Origin of the sequence: Mesorhizobium sp. M7A.T.Ca.US.000.02.2.1, assembly GCF_003996995.1 — a bacterium.
GTDB lineage: Bacteria > Pseudomonadota > Alphaproteobacteria > Rhizobiales > Rhizobiaceae > Mesorhizobium.
This window is the reverse complement of the sequence record NZ_RZTT01000377.1, coordinates 1-5,904: the sequence shown is the minus strand read 5'-3', so window position 1 is coordinate 5,904 and position 5,904 is coordinate 1. Positions and strand designations below refer to the sequence as shown.

The 5,904-nt window shown below is 62.2% G+C and carries 5 protein-coding genes; all 5 read left to right on the top strand.

Annotated features, from left to right (window positions below; translation table 11 throughout):
- Window positions 1-928 precede the first annotated feature (928 nt).
- From EOD15_RS26945 to coxB, 5 genes are read left to right on the top strand one after another with little or no spacing between them, the layout of a single operon-like run.
- Window positions 929-1,633 carry a heme-binding protein gene (locus tag EOD15_RS26945; RefSeq protein ID WP_127318934.1) on the top strand — a complete coding sequence of 235 codons (705 nt, stop codon included), beginning with the start codon at window positions 929-931 and terminating at the stop codon, window positions 1,631-1,633.
- Window positions 1,630-3,510, top strand: coding sequence for a methanol/ethanol family PQQ-dependent dehydrogenase (locus EOD15_RS26940; RefSeq protein WP_127318936.1), 1,881 nt, complete (start codon window positions 1,630-1,632; stop codon window positions 3,508-3,510). Before EOD15_RS26945 ends, EOD15_RS26940 begins: the two co-directional genes overlap by 4 nt.
- Complete coding sequence (locus EOD15_RS26935) at window positions 3,491-4,360, top strand: substrate-binding domain-containing protein (protein ID WP_127318938.1); 870 nt, start codon at window positions 3,491-3,493, stop codon at window positions 4,358-4,360. The genes EOD15_RS26940 and EOD15_RS26935 overlap by 20 nt, the downstream gene beginning before the upstream one ends.
- Complete coding sequence (locus EOD15_RS26930) at window positions 4,357-4,890, top strand: c-type cytochrome (protein ID WP_127318940.1); 534 nt, start codon at window positions 4,357-4,359, stop codon at window positions 4,888-4,890. The genes EOD15_RS26935 and EOD15_RS26930 overlap by 4 nt, the downstream gene beginning before the upstream one ends.
- 14 nt (window positions 4,891-4,904) lie before the next feature.
- The gene (coxB, locus tag EOD15_RS26925) at window positions 4,905-5,897 is read left to right on the top strand and encodes a cytochrome c oxidase subunit II (RefSeq protein ID WP_127331652.1); all 993 of its coding nucleotides are present in this window, start codon (window positions 4,905-4,907) and stop codon (window positions 5,895-5,897) included.
- Window positions 5,898-5,904 lie beyond the last annotated feature (7 nt).

The window sequence follows — 5,904 nt, the reverse complement described above, 5'->3', positions numbered from 1 at the left end:
CGCCTCGGTCGCCTCCGCGATGTGCAGTGTTGAGTGGATGCGTCGTCGCGTCGAGGGCTCGTGGCTTCGCCTCTCGGATAGCTCGCAAGGTCGCATGGCGTAGTTTGTCCTCGCGCTTGAGGTCTTCACGCGGCCGATAAGGCTGCCGCTGCTCGGCACTCCAACTTCGATGAGGCGTATAAGGTCGCGCTCGCGGGCGCAGTTCGCGGAGCGGGGGTGGGGTCTATTGCGTGCGTCACCTGCGTGGTCGCAAACGGAGGTCGGCTAGTCCGCCGAATGACTTTATCACCGTAGCTTCCCTACTCCCACTCGATTGTTCAAACAGCGTATAACCCGTTGAAATCGCTGTCAAATATTTTCCAGAACTGCTAAAATTCCGACACTAGAACCGTCAAAAATTTACGCTTTTGATTTTAAAGGGAAAATCGCCACAAAAAATATTTCGAGGTTTCACCAACTATCGGGACCATCCGGGCAATTTTCGAATTTTATGGCGTCCACCAGCGTGCCCAAGTTGCCTCAAAAAGTACCGTCGCCTTCTCAACTAAGGCATTTTTCATCGCAAAATGAGCGTTGTCGCGAGTCCGGGTGGATCGTCCGTATGGTCCCGCAACCGCTCCGCTTCTCCGATAATGCCAAGTGCTCACTAGGTGCGACGAGCCGGCCGCCGGCGGGACAGACGGCGACCTTGCCATTCACCGGACGGGAAATGTGCATTTTTTTCCAAAAGCAGGAACATACCTGCATCGCCCAAGTTAGACACCGACGGCATTGGATCACGGATTCTTTCTCGCATTCTCCAGTCTGACAGAGTGCTCCATGATTCTTTGATGCTCGACGAATGGGCAGGACAATGTACCGCTGTCAGCTTTTCTTATCAGCCTTTGGCCTGGTGTTGGCGGGTGGCCTGTCCCCACAGGGCCAAGCCATGGCACAGGCGCCCTGCCCGGCCGACCACGATAAGCTGCTCGCTGTCCTCAAGGCCAATGTGAAAGCGAGCGGCGGACCTGCCAACGGAGGCTTTGAGACCAACGAATGGGCGGCTGTCGTTGCCCGCGACGGCGCCGTGTGCGCGATCGCTTTCAGCGGTCCCACCGCCGATTCCCAATGGCCAGGCAGTCGCCTCGTCGCGGCAGAGAAGGCCAATACGGCCAATGGGCTCAGCTTGGCGCAAATGGCCCTATCGACGGCCAATCTCTACGCGGGGGCGCAACCTGGCGGGCCGCTTTTCGGCTTGCAGGAGACCAATCCGGTCAACCAGGCCGCAGCCTATGCGGGCGATCCCAAAACGTTCGGAAGCGCCAGCGATCCGCTCGTCGGCAAGCCGATTGGAGGCATCGTTGTGTTTGGCGGCGGGCTTGCCCTCTATGACGGAAAGAGCATCGTCGGAGGCATCGGGGTCTCCGGAGATTCCTCATGCGCCGATCACAATGTCGCCTGGCGTGTTCGCGCGGCGCTCGGCCTCGACAAGGTTCCCGCCGGAGTCAATCCCAATCGCAAGGACGCCATCGTCTACGATCTGGATCCCGGCGGCAAAAGCGCCTCGGGCTGGGGCCATCCGCTTTGTGCCGGCACCGAGGCTGACATCGCGGCGGAGCTCGGCGCCGGCGTGGGAGGCTCGATCCACAAATGAAAGGAAGGCTGCACCCGGCACAGGCGCGCGTTGACGCACGACAAGGCGCCCGCGCATTGGCGATCTGGAATTCTTTTCGGACCTGCATACTCTCGGTGATGCTGCTGGCATGCGGCCCATTCCTGAGCGGTGCCTCGGAGCCGCCATCGGCGGCGGCTATTGCGCCGCCCGCCGCCGCCGCGCCACCCGATGACGGGCAATGGACTATGCCGGCCAAGAACTACGCGTCGACCCGCTTCAGCGACCTGACCGAGATCAACGAAGGCAACGTCAAGAACCTGCAGGTCGCCTTCACCTTCTCCACCGGCGTGAACAAGGGCCAGGAAGCAGCGCCGCTGGTTGTCGGCAACATCATGTATATCGTCACGCCCTTTCCCAACATCGTCTACGCGCTCGACCTTTCCAGGCCCGGCGCGCCGATGAAGTGGAAGTACGAGCCCAACCCCGAGCCGGCGGCACAAGGGGTGGCCTGCTGCGATGTCGTCAACCGCGGCGCGGCCTTCGCCGACGGGCGCATCTTCTTCAACACGCTGGACGGCCACACGATCGCCCTCGACGCCAACACAGGCAAACCAATCTGGAACGCTCATATCGGCAACATCAACATCGGCGAGACCATCACCATGGCTCCGCTGGTGGTGAAGGGCAAAGTTTTGGTCGGCAATTCCGGCGGCGAAATGGGCGTCCGCGGCTGGGTCAAGGCGCTGGATGCCGGAGACGGGCATATTGTCTGGACGGCTTATGGCACTGGACCCGACAAGGATGTGCTGATCGGCCCGGACTTCAAGCCCCACTATGACATGGACAAGGGCACAGACCTTGGCGTGACGACATGGCCGCCGGAAGCCTGGAAGATCGGCGGCGGCAATATGTGGGGCTGGATCTCCTACGATCCGGCCTTGAACTTGATCTTCCACGGCACAGGCAATCCAGGACCGTGGAATCCGGATTTGCGGCCCGGCGACAACAAATGGACGTCCGGTATTTTCGCGCGTGATCCCGATACCGGAGCGGCGAAGTGGTTCTATCAGTGGAGCCCGCATGACCTCCATGACTATGACGGGATCAACGAGCAGATTCTTCTGGACATGACTTGGCAAGGCAAGCCGCGCAAGGTCCTCGTCCGACCGGAACGCAACGGCTACCTCTATATCCTTGATCGAACCACTGGCGAGGTGTTGTCCGCCACAGCCTACGGTCCGGTTAATTCCAGCAAAGGCGTCGACCTGAAGACCGGCCGCCTGATTGCAAACCCCGACAAGAAGACCGGCACCGGCAAGGTGGTCCGAGACATTTGCCCGACAGCGTCCGGCCTCAAGGACTGGCAGCCATCGGCCTTTTCGCCGAGGACCGGCCTGCTCTACATCCCCCACAACAATCTCTGCATGGATGAAGAAGGCGTCGAGGTAAACTACATCGCAGGCACGCCCTATGTCGGCATGAACGTACGCATGATCCCCGGGCCGGGCGGCAATCGTGGTGCCTTCACCGCCTGGGATGTTGCCGCCGCGAAGCCGGCCTGGGTCCTGAAGGAGAACTTTCCGGTGTGGAGCGGCACCGTCGTCACTGCCGGCGATGTCGTCTTTTACGGCACCATGGAAGGCTGGTTCAAGGCGGTCAGCGCCAGGACTGGCGATCTCCTTTGGCAATTCAAGACATCGTCCGGCATCATCGGCCAGCCGATAACCTATCGCGGCCCCGATGGGCACCAATATGTCGCAATTCTGTCAGGCGTCGGTGGCTGGGCCGGTGCCATCGTTTCCGGCGACCTCGACCCGCGCGATGCCACCGCGGCACTTGGCTTCGTCAACGCGATGAAGGATCTAAAGAACGCTACCACGGCGGGAGGCACGCTTTATGTGTTCCGGCTGCCTTGATGGATTGGACTTGACCGTACGTCCGGCGCGAAAGGCGTTCCAACGGGTGGCGATCGGCATGGCCGGGCTCGCCTTGTTGCTCTTGCCGGCCATTGCCAATCCACGTGAGTTGAGAGTGTGCGCCGACCCGAACAACATGCCGTTTTCCAACGCGGCCGGTCAAGGCTTCGAGAACAAGATCGCGGAAATCATCGCCACTGATCTCGGCGCCAAGCTGACGTATACTTGGTGGGCGCAGCGCCGTGGCTTCATCCGCAACACGCTGAAGGCAGGCCTTTGCGATCTCGTGCCCGGCACGCCTGCCAATCTCGAAATGCTGCGCACGACCACGCCTTACTACCGTTCGTCTTATGTCTTTGTAACCCGCCAGGACGGCCCGGACGTGGCCTCGTTCAACGACCCGCGGTTGCAAGAATTGCGTATCGGTGTTCAGCTCATCGGCGACGATGGCGCCAACTCGCCGCCAGTCCAGGCGCTTGGCCGCCGCGGCATCGTCGGGCACCTCATCGGCTACCCCGTCTATGGCGACTACTCCGCTCCCAACCCTCCGGCGCGCATCGTCGAAGCTGTCGCGAACGGCGAGATCGATCTTGCCGTGGTCTGGGGTCCGCTCGCCGGCTATTTCGCCCAGAGGCAAAAGGTGTCACTCCGGATCACGCCGGTCACGCCTCGCATCGACGGACCGCAACTGCCGCTAATGTACGACATCTCAATGGGTTTTCGGCGCGAGGACGATGCGCTGCGTAGCGATGTGAATAGCGCGCTTGCCAGACACAAGGCCGAGATCGACGCGGTTCTGGCGCAATACGGCGTGCCGCGTCTGGACATGGCCGGGAGTCCGGCGCGATGAGGCAGGCTCTGGCGTTGTTACTGCCCTTGACGCTGGCCCTGGTCGCCTGCCAGCGCGAGGAGCGCGACACGCGACCGCAATCGGCGCTCGGCTCAGGTGAGCAGCCGACGCCCGTCACCACGTTGGAGCCGGGCGGACAGCGACCCTCCCCCACCGACAATAAGGCGGCGAGCTTCGAGGCCAACGCCTTCCACATGAGCGAGGGCAAACGCCTGTTCAGCTGGTTCAACTGCTCGGGCTGCCATGCCAATGGCGGTGGCGGCATGGGCCCGGCGCTCATGGACGAGAAGTGGCTCTACGGCAGCTCGATCGAAAGCATCCACGCCACGATCCGCGACGGCAGGCCGAACGGGATGCCGAGCTTCGGCCAGAAGATACCCGATGACCAGATATGGGAGCTGTCGGCATATGTGCGTGCACTGGGCGGCAACGCGCCCTCCTCCGCCGCGCCGCAACGCAATGACGGCATGATGGTGCATCCCTCGGAAAACCGCCTGCCGGATGCCGCGACACTGGGCAAATCACCGTGAGGCGCCCGGCTTCGATGACCTTCGCTCTCTGTCTCCTGCTTCTGCAGGGATGCGCAGGCTGGCAGTCCGCGCTGGATCCGAAAGGCCCCGCAGCCGACGAGTTGGCTTGGCTGATCTGGTTCTTCACCGCGCTTTGCGCGGTTGTGTGGGTGCTGGTGATGATCGCGCTCGCAGCACCGCTGGTTATGCGATCGCGTCCCGGCGATGAACCCCTCTTACTCGACGAAGCGGCCGAACGCCGCAAGATGCGCGTGGTCGCGTCCGCCGTCGGACTGACCGCCATCATCCTGATCGGACTGACGCTGCTAAGCTTTTTCGCCAACAGGACGCTGGCTGCGATCGGCTCGGAGGCTGTGCTGACAATCAGGGTGACCGGGCACCAGTGGTGGTGGGAGTTGCGCTACGAGGATGCTACGCCGAGCCGCATCCTGACGACGGCAAACGAGATCCATATCCCTGCCGGCGAGCCGGTGCGGCTGCTATTGACCTCGACCGATGTGATCCATTCCTTCTGGATCCCAAGCTTGGCCGGCAAACTCGATCTTATCCCCGGCCACATGAACGTGCTGGATATCAAGGCGGACAAGCCGGGCGTCTACCGCGGTCAATGCGCTGAATTCTGCGGTGCGCAGCACGCCAATATGGGCACCTTCATCATCGCCGAGCCGCGCCCGAAATTCGATGCCTGGCTGAACGACCAGTTGCAGCCGGCCGGCGCGCCGGCGAGCGGCGAAGCCAAGGCCGGCGCGGACCTGTTCCTCAAACGCCCCTGCGTGATGTGCCATAGGATCGGGGGAACGCCGGCCGGCGGAACGGTGGCTCCCGACCTCACCCACATCGCCAGCCGGAAAACATTGGCGGCCGGAACGCTGACGATGAGCCGCGGCAATCTCGCCGCCTGGATAGCCGACCCGCAAGGCATCAAGCCGGGTTCCCACATGCCAGTGGCAGATCTCAACGGCGACGAGCTCAACGCAATCGTCGCTTATCTCGAGGGGCTGAAATGAGCAGCGC